Source organism: Paraburkholderia oxyphila NBRC 105797, from assembly GCF_000685075.1.
In the GTDB taxonomy this organism is placed as follows: Bacteria; Pseudomonadota; Gammaproteobacteria; order Burkholderiales; family Burkholderiaceae; genus Paraburkholderia; species Paraburkholderia oxyphila.
Genome location: NZ_BAYD01000132.1, coordinates 1 through 19,282, shown reverse-complemented (window position 1 = coordinate 19,282; position 19,282 = coordinate 1). Strand labels below are relative to the sequence as shown.

Here is a 19,282-nt window from a genome sequence, read left to right as displayed (position 1 = left end):
AAAACCTCCGCAGCGGGCGAGCCGCGCACGCAAGTAACGGTTCCTGGACGGCCACGCCGTCACTCCGCCTGAACCGGCGCACTCGGCTGTGCCGATGTCGCTGCGGCACGGCCGAAGCGGATATGCGCGATGCGGCGCACGCTCAGCGCCGCCACGAGCGCGGCGAAGCCGGTCAGGCCGATGCCAAGATGAATGGCGTCCACCAGCACGTGCCGCACCGCCTCGATGAGCGCCGCGCCGTCGAGTCCCGCCGCCTTCATTTGTGCCGTCAGCGCGCCGCGCAGCGCCGGATCGATCAGTACGCGCGGATCCGCAAGCTGCGGCTGCCAGCGCGCGGCGCCTGGCGACCCGAGCACCGCGAGCGCGTCGCCGACGCCCCCGGCATAGCGATGGTTCACGATCGTCGCCACGATGCTCGTCCCGAGCATGCCGCCCACCATGCGCGTCGATTGCAGCAGCGCTGTCGTGATGCCGAAGCGCTCGCGTCCAGCAATCTCCTGCCCGAACACATTGAGATTGTTGAGAATGAAACCGAGGCCGATGCCCACGGCGGCCATCGCGAGCTCGAGCCACAGATGCGGCGTCACGCGCGTGGCGAATGCGAGCCCCACCGAAGCGCACACGAGCAGGCCAAAGCCGACGGTCAGGATGGCCGTCGGCTTCTTCAGGTGGATCACGATGCGCGTGTTGACGAGACTGCCGAGCGCGATGCACGCGGCGATCGGCGTCGCCAGCAGGCCGGCCTCCTGGGGCGAGAGGCCGAAGCCGCCCTGCAGCAGCAGCGGTGCGAAGAAGATCAGCGAGAACATCACGAAGCCGGAGAGCGTCGAGAGCGTAAACAGCGTGACCAACTGCGGATCGCGAAAGAGGTCAAGCGGGATGATTGGATGCGTTGCGCGCCGTTCGCAAGCCAGCAACGCCACCGCGCCCACCGCCACAACGGCGATCAACACGAGATTGCCCGGCGTCACGCCGTCCTTCGGCACCGCCTCGATCACAGTCTGGAAGGCGCCCAGCACGATCGCGACCAGCGCGGCGCCGGTCCAGTCGATGCGCACCTCGCCCGTGCGCGCTTGTCGGTAGGCCGGCAGATGCGCCCAGATGAAATAGAGTGCCAGCGCGCCGACGGGCAGATTCACGAGGAAGGTCGAGCGCCAGCCGAAATGCTCGGAGAGCCAGCCGCCCAGCGAAGGGCCCGCCGCCGTGCCGATGCCGTAGGCGGCCGCCATCACCACCTGCCAGCGCACCCGCGCACGCGGATCGGGGAAGAGATCGGGAATCGAAGCGAACGCGGTGCCCACCATCATCCCGCCGCCCACGCCCTGCAGCGCGCGCGCCACCGCCAGAAAGCGCATGTCCATGGCGAGCCCGCACAGCACCGACGCGACCGTGAACACGATCACCGCGGCGATCACGAAGCGCTTGCGCCCGAAGTAGTCACCCAGACGCCCGAACACCGGCACGGTCACGACCGATGCCAGCAGATAGGCGCTCGCGATCCATGCGTAGTACTGGAAGCCGTGCAGCTCGGCGACGATCGACGGCAATGCCGTGCTGACGACGGTCTGGTCGAGCGCGACCAGCATGTTGACGAGGCCGATGCCGAGCATGGCCAGCAGCGCGTCGCGAAACGGCAAGGGAGTGTGGGCGGAAGTCACGGATCGGAATGCTGCGGCGCGCAAGTGCGAAAGAGACGCAAAGATAGCGGGACGGCGCGCCCCGCGCAACCGGACGACTGGCCCAACGCGCACGGCCAGCGGTGGCGACCCCATGCAGCGAAAATGGCCATGTGCCAATCTCCGACGCAAAAATCTTGATCTTCCTTCCTATATCTTCCACTTTTCATACTGCGACACTGCAACTTTCTGAGCAATCATTTAAGCTTTTCAAAGTTCAATAATTGCAGCACAAGGCCACGGGCGTAAGTCAACCCAAGGCCATATCCATTCCGGTTCCACTCAAGCGGAGGCTCCATGTATCAACGCATCCTGGTCGCGGTCGACGGCAGCGAGACGTCGCGCCGCGCATTCGACGCCGCGCTCGAATTGGCAAAGGCGATGGGTTCGACACTGCAGCCGTTCTACGTGATCGAGAACACGCCGATGTATTTCGATGCCCCGGGCTACGATCCGTCCATCCTGCGCAACCAGATGATTGCCCAGGGCAAGGAACTCGCCGAGCAGATGAACAAGCGGCTGGGCGAGCGCGGTGTGCAAGGCCAGATGCTGACCGCGGAGGCCTCCTCGCTCGACGACGTGCCCGCGCTCGTGCTCAGCGCGGCAAAGGCCAATGGCTCCGACCTGATCGTGATGGGCACGCACGGGCGGCGCGGTTTCCAGCGGCTGATTCTCGGCAGCGTGGCCGAGCGCTGCGTGCGGCAATCGACCCTGCCGGTCCTGCTAATTCCTTCCGCCGCGGGCGCATCCGCAGCCGACTCCGAATAACGGATGCCGGATAAAGACGAATTACAAGATAACGCTCCAATTCATGCCTTTTTGAACCCGCTTGCGCCCGATCACTTGCCGCGAAACCGGCTTCTGACAAGGCTCAAGCGGTTTCATCTCAAATGCGCGGCGTTTTGCCGCCATTTTAAGATTTAAACGCGGTGTGACAATGCTCCAAAAGTCGATTACAGGAGCAAGCCATGCTGACCCCTACCGTCGTATCCCACTCCACCGTGCGTCGTGCTACCCGCAACGCCGCCACGAGCCCGCGCAGCACCGCGCGCTGCTCGAGTTGTGCAATGCGCCATCTGTGCATGCCTCAGGGACTCGCGCTCGACGATTTGCCCAAGCTCGAAGCACTCATCTGCAACGCGCGCAGCGTGCGGCGCGGCGAAGCGCTCTATCGCGCCGGCGACCCGTTCGATACGCTCTACGCCGTTCGCTCGGGGTCGCTGAAGACCGTCATGGCGCACCGCGACGGCCGCGAGCAGGTCACGGGCCTGCGCCTTGCCGGCGACCCGCTCGGCATCGACGGCATCAGCACCGACTTCCATACCTGCAGCGCCGTGGCGCTGGAAGACAGCTCCGTGTGCATCATCCCCTACTCGGCGCTCAAGCACCTGTGCCGCGAGACCGGCGCCATGCAGGACCGCCTGCACCGGCTCATGAGCGAGCAGCTCATCCGTGAATCATCGCAGATGATGGTGCTGGGCTCGCTTTCCGCGGACGAGCGCGTGGCGGCCTTCCTGCTCGACGTCTCCGAGCGCAATGGACAGCGCGGCTACTCGCACGCGGAGTTCAATCTGCGCATGACGCGCGAGGACATGGGCAGCTATCTCGGCATGACGCTCGAAACGGTCAGCCGCACCCTGTCAAGATTTCAAAAGCGTGGCCTGATCGACACGCAGGGCAAGCTCATCCGCATCATCGACATCGAAGGCCTGCGGCACCTGTAAGCGCAGGGTCCCATGCGTGCCGCCCCCGCTGGCGGCGCGCGCTCAAGTGCGTCCCCATTGGGGCGTCCCAAATAGTGCATCCCATTAGCCTCCCTCGTTCGCGCCCCCTTCGTCCCTGAACGGCGGTGCGCGCGTCGGGCTGCGACAAGTTGGCACGACTCCTGCGCAGCGGTAAAGTCTTGTTCACCGCTCAAGTCCGGAGACTCGCCGCAATGCAGCTCCCGTCCTCGCCCACGCTCGCCGAGCGCCTTGGCCACGCCCGTGCCGCCAGCGACGCGCTCTTCACCATCGTCAAGCCCGAATGCCTCTACGAGCGCCCGATCCGCGAGCGTCATCGCATCGTGTTCTACATCGGCCATCTCGAGGCGTTCGACCGCAATCTCCTCGACAAGCGGCTCTTCGATCTGCCCTCCGCCGATCCGCGGCTCGATCACTTGTTCGCGTTCGGCATCGACCCCGTCGACGGCGCGCTGCCCACCGATACGCCGGCCGACTGGCCGCGCCTCGATGAAGTCCGCGACTATGCGCGCGACAGCCGTGCGCGCATCGACGCGCAACTCGCCGCGCTCGACCTGCCGCCCGGCGCCTCGCAGCATGGCACCGCAGCGCAATTGCTGAACGTGGCCATCGAGCATCGCCTGATGCACGTCGAGACACTCGCCTACATGCTCCACCAGTTGCCGTTTGCGCAGAAGCTCGCACCCGCCGGCGCACGCGAAATTGCCGATCATCTGTATGCGGCGACGCCATCGACGGTCAGCGTGCCGGCCGGGCGCACCGAGCTCGGCATGACGCACGAGCGCGGCGTCTTCGGCTGGGACAACGAGTTCGGCGAGGAGCAAGTGGCGGTGGAGGCGTTCGAGATCGACCGCTACATGGTGACCAACGGCGCCTGGCTCGATTTCATGGCCGACGGTGGCTATCGGCGCAAGGACCTTTGGGACGACGCCAATTGGGCATGGAAGGAAGCTGAAGGCATCGAACATCCGGTCTTCTGGGTGCGCGACGCAGACGGCTGGCGCCTGCGCACGATGTTCGAAGACATAGCGCTGCCGCTCGCGTGGCCGGTCTATGTGAGCCACGCGGAAGCCAGCGCCTTCGCGCGCTGGCGCGCTGCCCGCTTGCCGACCGAAGCCGAATGGCAGCGCGCGGCACACGGCGCGTTGCCGGGCGCCACCGACAACTTCGACTTCCGCCGCTGGAACCCCGTCGCCGTGGACGCGACGCCGGACAGCGCCAGCACGTGGGGCGTCGAGGGGCTATACGGCAACGGCTGGGAATGGACTTCGACGCAATTCGGCCCCTTGCCCGGCTTCGAGCCGTTTCCCTTCTATGAAGGCTATTCGGCGAATTTTTTCGACGGTCAGCATTATGCGATGAAAGGCGGCTCCGCCCGCACGGCGGCCTGCATGATACGCCCGACGTTCCGCAACTGGTTTCAGCCGCATTATCAATATGTCTATGCGGGATTTCGTTGTGTGCGCAACGAATAAATCGATCGTTGTCCTGATCGCCCTGCTCGGCTCATTTCCCGGCTGCACAGTCGGCCCCGATTACCGCACGCCCGCCCCGCCCACGACCGACACCTACACCGCCACGCCGCTGCCCGAACAGACGGCGTCGTCACCGGGCGCAGCGGGCGCCCCACAGCGGTTCGCCGCCGGTCTGGACATTCCCGCGCAATGGTGGACGCTCTTTCATTGCGAGCCGCTCGATGCGCTGATCCGCGAAGCGCTCGCCAACAGTCCCAACGTCGCCGCGGCGCAAGCGGCGCTCAGGGAGGCCAGCGAGAATCTGCGCGCGCAAGTGGGCAGCACGCTGTACCCCTCCGTCAATGCCACGGCCAATGCGACGCGTGAGAAGTTCAACGGCGTCACCTTCGGCGAGCCGGGGCTGACGGAGCTGCTGAACCTCTATAACGCGTCGGCGAACGTGTCGTACAACCTCGATGTGTTCGGCGGCGAAAAACGCCAGATCGAATCGCTGCGCTCACAAGTCGACTACCAGGGCTTTCAGTTGCAAGCCACCTGGCTCGCGTTGTCGGCGAATATCGTGACGGCGGCTGTCAAGGAAGCGTCGCTGCGCGAGCAGATCGACGCGACCGAGCGCATCGCCGCCGACGAAGACGCGCAACTCGACGTGTTGCGCAAGCAGCTCGAGCTTGGCGGCGTGAGCCGCACGGCCGTGCTGGCGCAAGAAACGCTGGTCGCACAGACGCGCGCGAGCCTGCCACCGCTGCGCCAGTCGCTCGACCAGACGCGCCACCAGCTGGCCGTGCTCGCGGGCAAGCCGCCGAGCGATACGGGTGTGCCCGAATTCAGGCTGTCGATGTTCACGCTGCCGCAGACCTTGCCCGTCAGCGTGCCTTCGTCGCTCGTCAGACAGCGCCCCGACATTCTCGCGGCCGACGCCACGCTGCATCAGGCGAGCGCCCAGGTCGGCGTGGCGACCGCGAACCTGTATCCGCAGCTCACGCTCTCGGCGAGCTACGGCCCGCAAGCGCTGACGCTAGCAGGCCTGTTCAGGTCCGCGGACATGATCTGGAGCATCGGCGCCGGCATCACGCAGCCGATCTTCCATGGCGGCCAGTTGCGCGCGCAAAAACGGGCGGCACAAGCGGCATTCGATCAGGCCAACGCGCAATACCGGCAGACGGTGTTGCTCGCCTTCCAGAACGTCGCCGATACGTTGCGCGCGCTCGAGCACGACGCAACGGGCCTGTCCGCGCAAACGCAGGCATGGCGCGCCGCGCGCGATTCGCTCGATCTGACACGCGGCCAGTTTCGCGTCGGTGGCGTCAGCTACCTGGCGCTGCTCGATGCGCAGCGCCAGTACCAGCAGACCGTCGTCAATCTGGCGCAGGCGCAAGCCGCGCGTTACGCCGACACGGCGGCGCTGTTTCAGGCGCTCGGCGGCGGCTGGTGGAACGACACGACGGCCAGCCAGGGAGCTCAGGCGGCACCCGCCTCTCAAGCCGCTAAAACGCCGTGAATCCACGCGCAGCGGATCCGCGCCCAGCAGGCGCGCGTCGCATGCGCAACGATAGCCGCGCCGCAGGACGTGTTTGTGTCTCACCTGTTTGCCGCACAAGGACACGACGATGACAAAAAAACCGATGGCAAGGCGGATGATCATCATGCTGGTCTGCGTGTGCGTGCTGCTCGGCGCCCTGATCGGCTTCAATCTGTTCAGGGCGCACATGATCAAAAAGTTCATGGCGAGCAACACCGCGCCGCCCGCTACTGTCACGGCCGCCGTCGCGGGCTATCAGACGTGGCAGCCACAGCTTGCCGCCGTAGGCAGCCTGCGCGCCGAGCGCGGCGTCGACGTCACAACGGAAGTGGCCGGGCTCGTGCGCGAAATCACCTTCAATTCAGGGCAGGAAGTGAAAGCAGGCCAGGTGCTCGTGCGCCTGAACGACGATTCCGACCGCGCACTGCTTGCGTCGCTGAAAGCCGCGGCGGACCTCGCGCAAACCGTCTACACGCGCGATACGGCGCAATATGGCATTCAGGCGATCGCGAAGGCGCAACTCGACGCCGATGCCGCCGACCTCAAAAGCAAGCGCGCTCAGGTCGACCAACAGGCCGCGCTCGTCGACAAGAAAACGATCCGCGCGCCCTTTGCGGGACGCGTCGGCATCACGACCGTCAATCCGGGCCAGTACCTCAATCCGGGCGATGCCATCGTCACGTTGCAGGCGATCGATACGCTCTACGCCGACTTCTATTTGCCTCAACAGCAGCTCGGACAATTGCGGGTCGGCCAGGCGGTCGTCGTCGATACGAATGCGTTCAGCAATCGCACGTTCGACGGCACGATCCGCACGATCAATCCACGCGTCGACAGCACGACGCGCAACGTGCAGATCGAAGCGAGCGTCGACAACCGCGAGCGCAAGCTGTTGCCCGGCATGTACGCGAACGTGAAGATCGACGCGGGCAGCGTGCAGCGCTACCTGACCTTGCCGCAAACGGCGATCACCTATAACCCGTATGGCGCGACGGTGTTCGTCGTCAAGCCGGGCACGCGCAAGGACGCGCATGGCAACATGATGCCCGTCGCGCAGCAGGTGTTCGTGACGCCGGGGCCGACGCGCGGCGATCAGGTCGCGATTCTCAAGGGCATCAACGAAGGCACGCAGGTCGTGACGAGCGGGCAACTGAAACTGAAGAACGGCACGTCGCTCGTGATCGACAACCGTGTGCTGCCCGCCGACAACCCGAATCCGATGCCTCAGGAACAGTAAGAGGCCGCCCGATGAAATTCACCGATATCTTCATTGAACGTCCGGTGCTCGCGTCGGTGGTGAGTCTGCTGATTCTGGTGCTCGGCTTGCGCTCGCTTTCGGCGCTCAAGGTCAGCGAGTATCCGCAAACCGAGAACGGCGTCGTCACGATCACGACCGCTTACTACGGCGCGAGCGCCGACACGATGGCGGGCTTTATCACGCAGCCGCTCGAAGCCGCGATCGCTCAGGCGCAGGGCATCGACTATATGTCGTCGAGCAGCAGCACGGGACTCTCGACGATCACCGCGACGCTGCGCCTGAACTACGACTCGAATCGCGCGCTCACGGAGATCAACACGCAGATCGCTTCGGTGCGCAACCAGTTGCCGCCGCAGGCGCAGCAGCCGGTGCTGACCGTGCAGGTGGGTCAAACCACCGACGCGATGTACATGGGTTTCTACAGCGACGTGCTACCGAGCAACAACGTCACCGACTATCTGCTGCGCGTCGTGAAGCCGAAGCTCGATTCGATCCAGGGCGTGCAGACGGCGGAGGTTCTCGGCGGGCGCCAGTTCGCGCTGCGTGCGTGGCTCGATTCGAACAAGCTGGCCGCGCATAACGTTACGGCCTCCGATGTGTTTACGGCACTCGGCAACAACAACTATCTGGCGACGCTCGGCACGACCAAAGGCCAGATGATCAGCGTCGATCTGAATGCGGGCACCGACCTGCATTCCGTCGACGACTTCAAGAAGCTGGTCGTCACGCAGAAAAACGGCTCGATCGTGCGCCTCGAAGATGTCGCCAATGTCGTGCTCGGCGCGGACAACTACGACTTCAACGTCGCGTTCAGCGGCAAACGCTCGGTGTTCATCGGCATCAAGGTCGCGCCGGATGCGAACGTGCTGGACGTCGCGAAGCGCGTGAAAGCAGTCTTTCCGGATTTGCAGAGGCAGTTCCCGACCGGCATGACGGGCGACATCGTGTATGACGCGACCGACTTCATCAACACGGCCATCGAGGAAGTGGTGAAGACGCTCGTCGAAGCGCTGCTGATCGTGACGGTCGTGATCTTCCTTTTCCTCGGCAGTTTCCGTGCGGTGATCGTACCCGTGATCGCGATGCCGCTGTCGCTGATCGGCACGTTCTTCGTGATGCAGTTGCTCGGCTATTCGATCAATCTGCTGACGCTGCTTGCGCTCGTGCTGGCCATCGGGCTCGTTGTCGATGACGCGATCATCGTGGTCGAGAATGTCGACCGGCATATGAAGGAAGAAGGCAAGGCGCCTTTCGAAGCCGCGCTGATCGCGGCGCGCGAGCTCGGCGGGCCTATTCTCGCGATGACCGTCGTGCTGATTGCCGTGTATCTGCCGATCGGCTTTCAGGGCGGCCTGACCGGCGCGCTCTTCACCGAATTCGCGTTCACGCTGGCTGGCGCCGTCGCCGTGTCGGGCGTGATTGCGCTGAGTCTGTCGCCGATGATGTGCTCGCGCTTTTTCCGCGCGGATCAGGAATCGGGCCGCTTTGCGCGCTTCGTCGACCGGCAGTTCGAGCGCGTGCATCACGGCTATGGGCGTCTTCTGCATTCGATGCTCGACACGTGGCCCGTATTCATCGTGATGGGTGCGCTGCTGCTGGCCGGCACGGTCTATCTGTTCATGACGTCGCAATCAGAGCTTGCGCCGCAGGAAGACCAGGGCATCGTGCTCTCGCAGATACAGGGTCCGCCAAACGCGACGATCCAGCAGATGCAGACTTACGCGGACCAGGTGTTCGAGATCTCGAAGCAGTTGCCCGAGTATGCGCAGATGTTCCAGTTGACGGGCGCGCCGACGCTGAATCAGGGCATCGGCGGCGTGCTCTTCAAGACGTGGGACAAGCGCAAGAGAAGCGCGACCCAACTGCAGCAGGTATTGCAGCAGAAGTGGAATGGCATTGCGGGCGCGCGCGTTGCTGCGTTTCAGTTTCCGCCGCTGCCGGGCGCGCAAGGCTTGCCCGTGCAATTCGTCATCAGCACGACGGAGCCGTTCGAGAACCTCAACGAAGTCTCGCAAGCCGTGCTGCAAAAAGCGCGCGAAAGCGGCATGTTCTTCTTCGTCGACAGCGACCTGAAGATCGACAAGCCGGAAAGCGTGCTGCTGGTAGACCGCGACAAGGTCGCCTCGCTGGGCCTGTCGCAAAGCGACGTCGGGCAGGCGCTGGGCGCGGCGCTCGGCGGCAACTACGTCAATTACTTTTCGATTGCGGGCCGCTCATACAAGGTGATTCCGCAGGTGCTGCAAACGGACCGGTTGAACCCATCGCAAGTACTCGATTACTACTTGCGCACGCCCGATGGCAGCGTGATGCCGGCCTCCACCGTCACGCATCTGAAGCAGACTGTCGTGCCCGAGTCGATCAATCACTTCCAGCAATTGAACTCCGCGACCATTTCCGGCGTGGTCGCGCCGGGCATCTCGCAAGGCGAAGTGCTCGACTTCTTGCGCCAGACCACCACGCAGGTCGCGCCGACCGGCTATTCCATCGACTATTCAGGCCTGTCGCGCCAGTTCGTGCAGGAATCGGGCGGCTTCGTGATCACGCTGATGTTCGCGACGATCATCGTGTTTCTCGCGCTCGCCGCGCAGTTCGAGAGCTTCCGCGATCCCGTCGTGATTCTGGTGTCGGTGCCGATGGCGCTGTTTGGTGCGCTCATTTTCATCAATATGGGGCTGTCGACGCTGAACATCTACACGCAGGTGGGTCTGGTCACGCTGATGGGGCTGGTGAGCAAGCACGGCATTCTGATCGTGCAGTTCGCCAATGAACTGCAGCGCGCGGGGCGCGGCAAGCGTGAAGCGCTGGAGGAAGCGGCTGGGGTACGCCTGCGACCGATCCTGATGACGACGGCCTCGATGGTGCTCGGCGTGCTGCCGCTCGTGATTGCATCGGGCGCGGGCGCGGCGGGCCGCAATGCGATGGGGCTGGTGATTTTTACGGGGTTGTCGATTGGCACGTTGTTTACGCTGTTCGTCGTGCCCGCGATGTATATGTTTATCGCGGCGGATCATCAGCGGGATCGGGAGCATCCTGGGGCGGTTTGAGCATGGGGTCTTCGTGTTTGTTTGCGACAGGCTTGAGTGGCCCACTTTGCCTTGCCGTTGGCTAGCAAAGCAAACCTCTCAGCTATCCTGTGTTTTCTTCTTTGCGCGGCCACCCGATGCCGACGTAGCCGCCGCGGTAGTGCGCTTGCGCCGCGACGCCGCGCTCTTCTCCTGAAGTGAGCGCGCGCGGGCCTCTCCCAGCGCGATCAGGGCGTCGGTGAGCTGCTCCATGTGCCGCTTCATCGATCGCGCATCGCCCGACTGCAGCGACACGAAAGCGCCGTCGAAACCCACCATGCCGAAGTACGCAAGGTCTTCGGCCTCCGCCGGCGCCCACGCCTCCCCCTCTGCGCCAAACGCGTTGCGGATCATCTCCTGCATGTAGTTGCGGCCTTCGTTGCGCACCTCGATCACGGTCTGCATGGCCTCCGGCTCCGCGGCCTCGTCGCTCATGACCATGACGAACAACAGGCGCAGGAAGTTCTCGCGGTGCTGGAACACCTCGCCCGTCTTCTGCAGGTACCAGCCCAGACGTTCGCGCGGCGTGCCCTCCGGCGGATTCTGGTGAGCCTCGTGCATGGCCGCGAAGAAGCCATGCGCGCCGCGCGCCATGACCTCCGCGAGCAACCCGGCCTTGGAGCCGAAGTGATGGTAGATCGCGCTCTTGGGGATGCCGGTGGCCTCCACGAGCGCCGACATCGAGGTGCCGGCATAGCCATAGGCCGACATCACGCGGGCCGCCGCGTCGAGAATTTCCTGGCGTGATCGCTGACCGCGCCGATTGCCGATTTGTTGTGAATTTTCCATCCCGCAAGTATACGTCCCGCGCACCTTCGCACATTATTGGACCAATCGGTCCATTACTCGTTTCCCCTGGGTAGTCACTTTTGGACCTATCGGTACAATTCGTTCGTCGCAGGCGTAGGTTGCACCGCCACGTGGCGAAAGAACAACCGGAGACCCTCCCCATGACCCAGCAATTCGACGCCGACGTTGCCATCGTTGGCTATGGACCAACCGGCGTCATCGCCGCGCTCACCCTGGCGAAGCACGGTATTTCCAGCGTCGCGTTCGAGCGGCATCGTGACATTTATCCGCGCGCCCGCGCCGTGACCGTCAATGACTGGACGATGCGCATCTTCCAGAATCTGGGCGTCGACGAGCCCGTGCTCAAGCAGATCGATCCGCAACGCGCGTTGCGCTGGATGCGCTATGACGGCACCGAGATCATGCGCATCGAGCATCCGCCTTCGACGCTCGGCATCAAGCCGCGCTTCTTCAACATCTATCAGCCGACGATGGAAGCCGCCCTGCGCGAGTGCGCCGCGCGCCATGCCCGTGAAATCGATGTGCGCTACGGCCAGGAGGTGGTGTCGCTCGAGCAGGATGACGACGGCGTCACGCTCAACTCGAGAGACGCCGCGACGGGTGAAATGCTCAGCACGCGCGTGCGCTACGTGATTGGCTGTGACGGCGGCAGCAGCGCCACGCGCAGCATGATCGGCGTGAAGCTGCTGGGCGATACGCTCGATGTGCAGTGGATCGTGATCGACTGCCGCGTCAAGCGCTGGTGGCCGGACCGCAACCTGCTGACCTTCTGGTCCGACAAGGAGCGGCCCGTGGTGGACATCGCGTTGTCGGGCGGCAATCACCGCTGGGAGCTGCCGCTCAAGCCCGGCGAGAGCGAAGCCGATTTCCAGACGCACGAGCAGGTTTGGCCGCTGCTCAAGGCCCTTGGTGTGAGCGAGGCCGATGTCGAGATTCACCAGTACGCGTTCTACCGGCACCACACCCGCATGGCCGACCAGTGGCGCGTTGGCCGTGTCTTCCTCGCGGGCGATGCCGCGCATCTGATGCCGCCATGGGCCGGCGCCGGGATGCAGACCGGCATGCGCGACGCGTTCGACCTTGGCTGGAAGCTCGCGGGCGTGCTCAACAAGAACTTGCCGGAGCATTTCCTGGACACCTACGAGACGGAACGCCGGCCCAACGCGACGTTCTATACGCAGCTCGCCGTTCAGCTCGGCCGCATCATCAAGCAGGAGCTTTCGGATGAGGAACAGGCCGCGCTCCATGCGCCGCCTCCTGAGAATGCGCCCGAGTCGCCGCTGATCGCACCGCCGGTGCTGGCCGCCGGATGGCTGCGCGGCCCGCTCGCCGACGAGAGCATCGTCGGCCGCATGGTGCCGCAGCCGGTGGTGGGCGACAACCGCGGCGCGATGGCGCGACTGGACGATCTGCTTGGCGACGGCTTCGTGCTGCTCGGCGACGACATCGACCCCGCCACGCTGCTCACACCTCAGGAAAAGGCGGCGTGGGACGAACTCGGCGCGCGCTACATCGCCTTGCGCCAGCAGGACGAGCACACGCAGGGTCCCGACGAGTTCATCGACCTGGACGGCGTGCTGCGTCCCTGGCTGCGCAAGTACGGCGTTCGTGCGGTGGCGCTGCGGCCCGACCGCTTCGTGGCCGCCGCCGACGTGAGCGGCCTTGCCGTACCCGCCTGACGCGCCGGGCGAAAGTAAAACTGCGCCGGTCAATGACGCAATGAAGGAGAGAATGAATTGAGCACAGTGACGGAGCTCGGCTATGTCGGCATCGAGGCGAGCGATCTCGCGGCCTGGGAGCGCTTTGGCGTCGATCTTCTGGGCATGCAGGTGGGCAGCCGCAGTGACGAGGCATTGAACCTGCGGATGGACGATGCCGTACACCGCTGGATCGTCGTCGAGGGCGATGCCGACGATCTCGCATTCACCGGTTTCGGCTGCGCGACGCAAAGCGATCTCGACGCCATTGCCGCGCGGCTGCGCGCGGCCGGCAACACGGTCACGGAAGGCGACGCGCAGCTCTGCGCGGCGCGAAAGGTCCAGCGCATCGTGGTCACCTCCGACCCGCTCGGCAATCGCGTTGAACTGTATGTCGGGCTGGCCGTTGCCGATACGCCGTTCGCGTCCGGGCGGCTGGTATCGGACTTCGTGACGGGTGCGGGCGGCGCGGGCCACCAGGTGCTGATCGAGCGAGGTATGGATCGCCAGGCCCTGCTCGACTGGTATGGACTCCTTGGTTTCAAGGTGACCGACGTCATCAATCAGGAAATGGCGCCGGGCATTGTCGCGAGCGTGACGTTTCTGCACTGCAATGGCCGCCATCACACGGTGGCGCTGGCCAACATGCCGTTTCCGAAGCGCATGCACCACTTCATGATCGAGGCGACCGAGATCAGCGATGTCGGCCTGGCCTACGACCGCTGCATGGACGCGAAGCAACCGTTCGAAATGACCCTCGGCATGCATCCGAACGACCGGATGTTCAGCTTCTACGTGCGCACGCCCTCGGGCTTCAACGTCGAGTTCGGTTGGGGCGGGCTGGTCATCGACGAGTCCAGCTGGCAGGTCCAGCACCTCGACAGGCTCAGCAGCTGGGGGCATCGCCCGCCGAATCTCGTGGCGGACCTGCTTCAGGCGTGATTGCGGCGCCATCGGACGCTGCCCCATCGGTGCCGCGGCACCGCTTAACGGACCATTTTGGAAGGCCTATACCATGACGCTCACACAGGCTCAAACGAGCCGTACCATCAAGACCCGCGACTGGCAGCTCCACTATGAGGAAGCCGGCCAGGGCCACCCCGTGATCCTGCTCCACGGCAGCGGCCCCGGCGCGACCGGCTGGAGTAATTTCCGCGGCAACATCGAAGCGCTCGCGAGGCATTTTCACGTCTACGCCGTCGATATGCCGGGTTGGGGACAGTCGGATGCCGCCACCGTCGAGCAGCTCGACCATGTCGATGCGGCCATCCAGTTCATGGACGCGCTCGGCATCGAGAAGGCCGCCTTCGTCGGCAACTCGATGGGCGGGCAGACCTCGCTGAGGCTCGCCACGGAGCATCCCGAACGCATCACGCATCTCGTCACCATGGGGCCACCGGTCGGCCGCATGCCGACGCTTTTCGGTGCCGGCGACGGTCCGTCCGAAGGGCTCAAGGTGCTGATTCAGGCCTATCAGGACGCGTCGCCGCAGAACATGCGCCGCCTGGTGGAGATCATGGTGTACGACAAGGCGCGCTTCGCCACGCCCGACTTGTGCCAGGCCCGCTCCGATGCCGCACTCGCGCGTCCCGAGCACCTGCACAACTATGTGGCGGGCCTGCCGAAGGGCGCTCCGCTGCCGAAGTGGGTGAAGCCGGAACTGCTTGGGTCAATCAAGGTGCCGACGTTGCTGATACACGGCCGGGACGACCGCGTGGTCTCGTTCGAGACTTCGCTGTTTCTGCTCGCGAACATTCCGGATTCGCGTCTGCTGCTGCTCAATCGCTGCGGGCACTGGGCGATGATCGAGCATCCGGAGGAGTTCAATCGGGCGGTGATCGACTTCATCGCGAACAACTGATGATGCGTGGGCCTGCACTGGCGGCAGGTCGCCCTGCTCCGCAGAAGGAATATCCGATGTCCGATTCCAAACTCATTCAGGCGCTCGCCGCGCGGCTGCGCGAAGCCGAAGCATCGCGTGTAGCGATCGAGCCCGTGCGTGGCGAGATCGTCACGAGCGGCGATCCGCTGGGCGGCAATCCGCCGGGCGGCGCCCCGCTGGACGACATGGCAACCGCTTATGCCGTGCAGCAGGCCAACGTCGATCTGCGCGTGGCGAACGGCGAGCGCATCGTGGGCCGCAAGATCGGCCTCACGTCACTTGCTGTGCAGAAGCAATTGGGCGTTGATCAGCCTGACTTTGGTGCCCTCTTCGCATCGATGGCGTATGGCGACGGTGAAGCGATTCCGCTTTCGCAATTGATCCAGCCGAAGGTGGAGGCCGAGATCGCACTCGTGCTCGAACGCGATCTCACGCGGGAGAAACACACGTTCGTCGACATCCTGAACGCCACTGCATATGCACTCGCGGCGATCGAGGTGGTGGATAGCCGCATCCAGAACTGGGACATCCGCTTCGTCGATACGGTGGCCGACAACGCGTCGAGCGCGCGTTTCGTATTGGGCAGCCGTCCCGTGCCGCTTTCGCGGATCGATCTCACCGCGTGCGCGATGGAACTTTCGCGCGATGGCGACGTGCTTTCGCGCGGCAACGGTGCCGCGTGCCTCGGCAATCCGCTGAACGCGGCCGTCTGGCTCGCCGACCGCATGGCGCAGCTCGGCACGCCGTTGCGCGCGGGCGACGTGGTTTTGACCGGCGCGCTTGGGCCCATGGTGGCCGTGAAGGAACCCGGCACCTGCACCGCGCAGATCGATGGCCTCGGCAGCGTTCGCGCGACCTTTACCGACTGATTGAGGAACTCAAATGGCTTCGGAAAAAATCAAGGCCGCGATCATCGGCTCTGGCAACATCGGCACGGATCTGATGATCAAGATCCTGCGTCATGGCCAGCATCTGGAGATGGCGGCGATGGTCGGCATCGACCCGGCATCGGACGGCCTCGCGCGCGCCGCGCGTCTGGGCGTGGCCACCACGCATGAAGGCGCGGAAGGACTCACGCGCCTGCCCGTGTTCGACGCTATCGACTTCGTGTTCGACGCGACCTCGGCCGGCGCGCACGTGAAGAACGACGCGTTGCTGCGCAAGCTCAAGCCGTCGATTCGCATGATCGACCTCACGCCCGCCGCGATCGGCCCGTATTGCGTGCCCGTGGTGAATCTCGATTCGCATATCGATGCGCCCAACGTGAACATGGTCACGTGCGGCGGCCAGGCGACCATCCCCATCGTTGCCGCGGTGTCACGCGTGGCGAAGGTGCATTACGCGGAGATCGTCGCGTCCATCAGCAGCAAGTCGGCGGGACCGGGCACGCGCGCGAACATCGACGAGTTCACCGAGACCACCTCGAAGGCGATTGAAGTGGTAGGTGGTGCGGCAAAAGGCAAGGCGATCATCGTGCTCAATCCCGCTGAGCCGCCGGTGATGATGCGCGACACCGTCTATACGCTTTCCGATCTCGAGGACCGCACAAAGATCGAGCAGTCGATCGAGGAGACCGTCGCGAAAGTGCATGCGTACGTGCCGGGCTATCGCCTCAAGCAGAAGGTGCAGTTCGATGAAATCCCCGCCAGCGCGCCGCTCAATATTCCGGGCCTCGGCAAGTTCAGCGGCCTGAAAACTTCGGTGTTCCTCGAAGTGGAAGGCGCAGCGCACTACCTGCCCGCGTATGCAGGCAACCTCGACATCATGACTTCCGCGGCGCTCGCCACCGCCGAGCGCATGGCGAAAACGCTGCTCAGCGTGCAAGGAGCCTAAGGCCATGAGCAAGAAACTCTATATCTCCGATGTGACGCTGCGCGACGGCAGCCACGCGATCCGTCATCAGTACTCGATCCAGAATGTGCAGGACATTGCGCGCGCGCTTGACAAGGCCAAAGTCGATTCCATCGAAGTCGCGCATGGCGACGGCCTGCAAGGCTCGAGCTTCAACTACGGTTTCGGCGCACACAGCGACCTCGAATGGATCGAGGCTGTCGCCGACGTGGTGAAGCACGCGAAGATCGCCACGCTGCTGCTGCCCGGCATCGGCACGATTCATGACCTGAAGGCGGCGTACAACGCGGGCGCGCGCGTGGTGCGCGTGGCCACGCATTGCACCGAGGCCGATATCTCGAAGCAGCACATCGAATACGCACGTGAACTCGGCATGGATACCGTAGGCTTTTTGATGATGAGCCACATGACCACGCCGGAAAACCTCGCCGTCGAGGCGAAGAAGATGGAGAGCTACGGCGCGACCTGTATCTACGTGGTGGACTCTGGCGGCGCGCTCACAATGAACGACGTGCGTGACCGTTTTCGCGCCGTAAAACAGGTGCTGAAACCCGAAACACAAACGGGCATGCACGCGCACCACAACCTCTCGCTCGGCGTGGCGAACTCGATCGTTGCAGTGGAAGAAGGCTGCGATCGCGTCGATGCGTCGCTCGCAGGCATGGGCGCCGGTGCGGGCAACGCGCCGCTCGAAGTGTTCATTGCCGCAGCGGAACGCATGGGCTGGAACCACGGCACCGATCTCTACACGCTCATGGATGCCGCCGACGACATCGTACGCCCGCTGCAGGACCGCCCGGTGCGCGTCGATCGCGAAACGCTCGCGCTCGGCTATGCGGGTGTGTATTCGAGCTTCCTGCGCCACTCGGAAGTGGCCGCGAAGAAGTACGGCCTGAAAGCCGTCGACATCCTCGTCGAACTGGGCAAGCGCCGCATGGTGGGCGGCCAGGAAGACATGATCGTGGACGTAGCGCTCGACCTCGCCAGGCGGCCCAGTGCGGCGTGATAGCGGCGCTGAGTCCGGCGGCGGCATCCGCCACAGGCATCGGCCGCCGCTTATGCCCGGACAGGCGTCCGGCATGAGGAACCTCGCTTGAAACACCTGTCGTAAGGCACAACAAACATGAGCCCGGGACTCATCGAGTGCAATATTATTCGCACTACTAAATAAATATATAAACAATAAGACTAACGGAGACAGAAAATGATGAATTTGGCACGGTGGAGCATGGCCTTGACGATATTCGCCATGGCAGCGCAAGCATACGCGGACACTGGCGACAGCGTCACACTGTATGGCGTGATGGACGCCGGCGTCACCTACGTCAGCAATTCGGGCGGACACGGCAACCTGAAGTTCGACGACGGCATCATGTCGCCGAACATGTTGGGCATCAAGGGTGACGAGGACCTCGGAGGCGGCACGCACGCGGTGTTCGACCTCGTCAACCAGTTCGCGGTGGGGACCGGTGCAATCCAGCCGCCCGGCAAAGGGATCTTCGGCCGCAATGCATGGGTTGGCCTCGCCGACGATCGCTATGGATCGATCAAGCTCGGCAATCAGTACGACTTCATGGTCGACTCGCTCTTCTTCGGCCGTACCGACGCGGCCATGACGGTGGGTGGCCTGTACAACTTCCGCGCCGGTCCTTTCCAGAAAATTGCACTGCCGTATAACCCGCCGTATGCCGGCCAGTTCGACTGGGACCGGATGTCCGGCGAAACGGTGACGAATTCTGTCAAGTACCAGTCGCCTTCGCTTAATGGCTTTCGCGTGGGCGTGCTCTATGGCTTCGGCGGCGTGCCGGGAGCGTTCGGCAGCGGCGATACGATCAGTGCGGGGCTGAACTTCGATCGTGGCCCGTTCGGCGTGGCGGCGGCGTACACCGAGGTCAAGTATCTGCAGGCAGGCGGGCCGCAGGTCGGTGTTCGCAACTGGGGTGTCGGCGCGCACTACGACTTCGGCCAGTTTTCCACGAGCGCGCTCATTACGACGGTACGCAACACGGCGAACGGAGGCGCCATTGCGCAAGGCGAGATCGGGGCGAACTACCTCTTCAACCCCGCCGTGCAGCTGGGGCTCGACTATATGTACATGAAGGGCAACGGCTACCTCGACAACAACCACGCGCACCAGGTGAGCGCCGCGCTGGACTATTTCCTGTCCAAGCGCACCTTCGTCTATGCCGCGGCGGTGTACCAGCGCACCAATTCCGGCGCTCAGGCGCTGATCAGCGGCGTGCTCGATGTCAACGGCACTTCAAGCAGTCCGAACCAGTTTCTTGGCCGCGTGGGCATCGAAACGCGGTT

The 19,282-nt window shown here is 64.1% G+C and carries 15 protein-coding genes; 13 read left to right on the top strand and 2 right to left on the bottom strand.

Going from position 1 to position 19,282, the window contains the following annotated elements:
- Positions 1-59 precede the first annotated feature (59 nt).
- Positions 60-1,610 (bottom strand): MFS transporter, encoded by a 1,551-nt coding sequence (locus BO1_RS55115; protein ID WP_043288801.1) that lies wholly within the window; start codon positions 1,608-1,610, stop codon positions 60-62.
- A 363-nt stretch (positions 1,611-1,973) separates the two neighbouring features.
- Here BO1_RS55115 and BO1_RS42535 point away from each other — a divergent pair, with 363 nt between their 5' ends.
- The 6 genes from BO1_RS42535 to BO1_RS42510 all read left to right on the top strand — a co-directional run bounded on the left by BO1_RS42535 (position 1,974) and on the right by BO1_RS42510 (position 10,714).
- On the top strand, positions 1,974-2,444 hold the full coding sequence (locus BO1_RS42535; protein ID WP_028222776.1) for a universal stress protein: 471 nt from the start codon (positions 1,974-1,976) through the stop codon (positions 2,442-2,444).
- 200 nt (positions 2,445-2,644) lie between these two features.
- The gene (locus tag BO1_RS42530; protein WP_084688731.1) at positions 2,645-3,400 is read left to right on the top strand and encodes a helix-turn-helix domain-containing protein; all 756 of its coding nucleotides are present in this window, start codon (positions 2,645-2,647) and stop codon (positions 3,398-3,400) included.
- 212 nt (positions 3,401-3,612) lie between these two features.
- The gene (locus tag BO1_RS42525) at positions 3,613-4,893 is read left to right on the top strand and encodes an SUMF1/EgtB/PvdO family nonheme iron enzyme (protein ID WP_028222774.1); all 1,281 of its coding nucleotides are present in this window, start codon (positions 3,613-3,615) and stop codon (positions 4,891-4,893) included.
- Positions 4,862-6,391, top strand: a complete 1,530-nt coding sequence (locus BO1_RS42520; RefSeq protein WP_084688730.1) for an efflux transporter outer membrane subunit — start codon at positions 4,862-4,864, stop codon at positions 6,389-6,391. The genes BO1_RS42525 and BO1_RS42520 overlap by 32 nt, the downstream gene beginning before the upstream one ends.
- A 109-nt stretch (positions 6,392-6,500) precedes the next feature.
- Positions 6,501-7,649: an efflux RND transporter periplasmic adaptor subunit gene (locus BO1_RS42515; protein WP_043288796.1), complete on the top strand. Its 1,149-nt coding sequence runs from the start codon at positions 6,501-6,503 to the stop codon at positions 7,647-7,649.
- Between the two features lie 11 nt (positions 7,650-7,660).
- On the top strand, positions 7,661-10,714 hold the full coding sequence (locus BO1_RS42510) for an efflux RND transporter permease subunit (RefSeq protein WP_028222771.1): 3,054 nt from the start codon (positions 7,661-7,663) through the stop codon (positions 10,712-10,714).
- Between the two features lie 78 nt (positions 10,715-10,792).
- On the opposite strand, the gene BO1_RS42505 is transcribed toward BO1_RS42510, so the two are convergent.
- Positions 10,793-11,521 (bottom strand): TetR/AcrR family transcriptional regulator, encoded by a 729-nt coding sequence (locus tag BO1_RS42505; protein ID WP_028222770.1) that lies wholly within the window; start codon positions 11,519-11,521, stop codon positions 10,793-10,795.
- A gap of 161 nt (positions 11,522-11,682) precedes the next feature.
- Here BO1_RS42505 and BO1_RS42500 point away from each other — a divergent pair, with 161 nt between their 5' ends.
- The 7 genes from BO1_RS42500 to BO1_RS42470 all read left to right on the top strand — a co-directional run.
- A complete protein-coding gene (locus tag BO1_RS42500; RefSeq protein ID WP_028222769.1) occupies positions 11,683-13,221 on the top strand; it encodes a bifunctional 3-(3-hydroxy-phenyl)propionate/3-hydroxycinnamic acid hydroxylase in 1,539 nt (512 codons plus the stop codon).
- Positions 13,222-13,287: 66 nt separating this feature from the next.
- A complete protein-coding gene (locus BO1_RS42495; protein ID WP_245644057.1) occupies positions 13,288-14,181 on the top strand; it encodes a VOC family protein in 894 nt (297 codons plus the stop codon).
- 73 nt (positions 14,182-14,254) lie between these two features.
- Complete coding sequence (locus tag BO1_RS42490; protein WP_028222767.1) at positions 14,255-15,100, top strand: alpha/beta fold hydrolase; 846 nt, start codon at positions 14,255-14,257, stop codon at positions 15,098-15,100.
- A gap of 56 nt (positions 15,101-15,156) precedes the next feature.
- The gene (gene mhpD, locus BO1_RS42485) at positions 15,157-15,990 is read left to right on the top strand and encodes a 2-keto-4-pentenoate hydratase (protein WP_028222766.1); all 834 of its coding nucleotides are present in this window, start codon (positions 15,157-15,159) and stop codon (positions 15,988-15,990) included.
- A 13-nt stretch (positions 15,991-16,003) separates the two neighbouring features.
- The gene (locus BO1_RS42480) at positions 16,004-16,954 is read left to right on the top strand and encodes an acetaldehyde dehydrogenase (acetylating) (RefSeq protein WP_028222765.1); all 951 of its coding nucleotides are present in this window, start codon (positions 16,004-16,006) and stop codon (positions 16,952-16,954) included.
- 4 nt (positions 16,955-16,958) lie between these two features.
- Entirely contained in the window at positions 16,959-17,978 is a 1,020-nt protein-coding gene (mhpE, locus tag BO1_RS42475; protein WP_028222764.1) for a 4-hydroxy-2-oxovalerate aldolase, read from the top strand.
- A 243-nt stretch (positions 17,979-18,221) separates the two neighbouring features.
- Positions 18,222-19,282 (top strand): porin (locus BO1_RS42470; RefSeq protein WP_245644055.1); only part of this gene is annotated, 1,061 nt, incomplete at its 3' end.